At 63.9% G+C, this 1,843-nt stretch carries 1 protein-coding gene; it reads right to left on the bottom strand.

Features of this window, described 5'->3' with window-relative positions:
* Positions 1-90 precede the first annotated feature (90 nt).
* Entirely contained in the window at positions 91-1,461 is a 1,371-nt protein-coding gene (gene ltrA, locus J8I35_RS34315; RefSeq protein WP_209929384.1) for a group II intron reverse transcriptase/maturase, read from the bottom strand.
* Between the last annotated feature and the right edge of the window lie 382 nt (positions 1,462-1,843).

Here is a 1,843-nt window from a genome sequence, read left to right as displayed (position 1 = left end):
ATCGGGATAGGGGCGGTCAGGTAACCTGACCGATCCCCTCCCACACCACCCGGCATGCGGGTCCGCACCGGGCGGTTCGAGCAGTTGAGGTTATGAGAGCCGTGGCACGCCAAGCCGGTCGAAGTAGGCAATCGGCATGGCACGGTTCAGCAACAAGCGGCTGTTTCGCCACCATCGTCGACTGTTCGCGGCCACCCGGCGGGCATCCTCTTTCGAGGCACCCAGCGCCAGCATCTCCCGATACATCGTTGTACCCCGTCGCCAATGCTTGAGCTGCACCGCACGCAGCCGATGCCTGATCCACTCATCGAGTTCACGGAACACCCGCGGCGTCTGCGCCAGATGGAAGTACGCCTTCCACCCCCGCATATACGCCCTCAGTCGCTCCGCCACCTCCGGCAGGCTTCGCCCGCCCGAGCGGCGCGTCAGTTCCCGGATGCGTTGCTTGAAGGTCAATAACGCCTTCCACGACACCGCGCATTTGATCCGGTCGCCTGCACCACGCCATAACGCGTAGCCCAGAAACTTGCGACCCGTCGCCCGGGCAATCGCCGTCTTGGCTTCGTTGATCTTCAGGTGAAGCCGCTCATAGAGCTTGCGCAAGCCACCCAGCACCCGTTCGCCCGCACGACGACTGCGAACGTACACGTTGCAGTCGTCGGCATAGCGCACGAAACGATGGCCTCGCCTCTCCAGTTCACGGTCCACCTCGTCCAACAGCACATTGGCCAGCAGCGGCGACAGCGGCCCGCCTTGCGGCGTGCCTTCGTAACGCTCGCTGACCACCCCGCCATCCATGATCCCGGCCACCAAGTAATGGCGGACCAGCCGCAGCACGGCTTTGTCCGCGATCCGCCTCGATAGCCTTTCCATCAGAATGTCGTGATTGACCCGATCGAAGAACTTCTCCAGATCCACATCGACCACCACCCGGTAACCGTCCTGCGCATGCCGTTGTGCCATCAGCACCGCGTCACGCGCTCGACGTCCCGGTCGGAAACCGTAGCTGTGTTCAGAGAAACTCGGGTCAATGATGGGCTGCAAGACTTGCAGCAGGGCTTGCTGGATCAGTCGATCCGTCACCGTCGGAATCCCCAGTTCACGCATCCCGCCACCAGGCTTCGGAATCTGGACGCGCCGCACCGGCTGGGGCCGGTAGCTTCCCTCCAGTAACGCTTCCCGAATCCGGGGCCAGTGCGTCTTCAGGGCCTCCGTCGTCTCGGCAATCGACTTCCCATCCACCCCGGCACTGCCGCGATTGGCTTTGACGCGTTTCCACGCCATCACCAGATTCGCTCTCGCGAGCGCCTGCACAAGCAGGCCATCTCGCCCCGAGCCTCCAGTTTCGTGTCGCGCCGTCCGTGCTTCATCACGCGCCGCTTCGGGCGCGGCTTCACCTCGCCCTCCCGCGTTGCGCCCCGCCTGCACGGGCTTCTGATGCACTGCACGTTCGAGCGACACGGCCTTCGGCCCTCCTACTCGTTCGGCCCTTCGCCCCATACCGGCAGCTACTACGGCCTCTGCTGACTTCTCGCTCCGGCTTGCCACCGTCGCCCTTTCAGGCATGAGGCGAGATCTCCCCAGGTAAGAACGCACTCCTTCATCGCACAACCGCCGCATTTACGCCGCCTCGCCTTGGTCACCAGAGCTTCGCGGTTTATGGCCCGCTCGCCCTGCTTGGCAGCGCCTTCTATGCAGTTCTTGTCCATCGGCTCGCGATTTACGCTCCACGCTTCCTCCCCACACTCGGTCGCCCTCATGCAGTTGCGCTTCACTTCGTTCGCAGTGACCAGCTTACGGCGGGACTTGCACCCGCAGGAGTGCGCCCATGCTGGGCGCACCA

The organism is Burkholderia sp. CpTa8-5 (assembly GCF_017815045.1).
Lineage (GTDB): Bacteria > Pseudomonadota > Gammaproteobacteria > Burkholderiales > Burkholderiaceae > Burkholderia > Burkholderia sola.
This window is presented reverse-complemented; position numbering and strand designations above follow the sequence as displayed.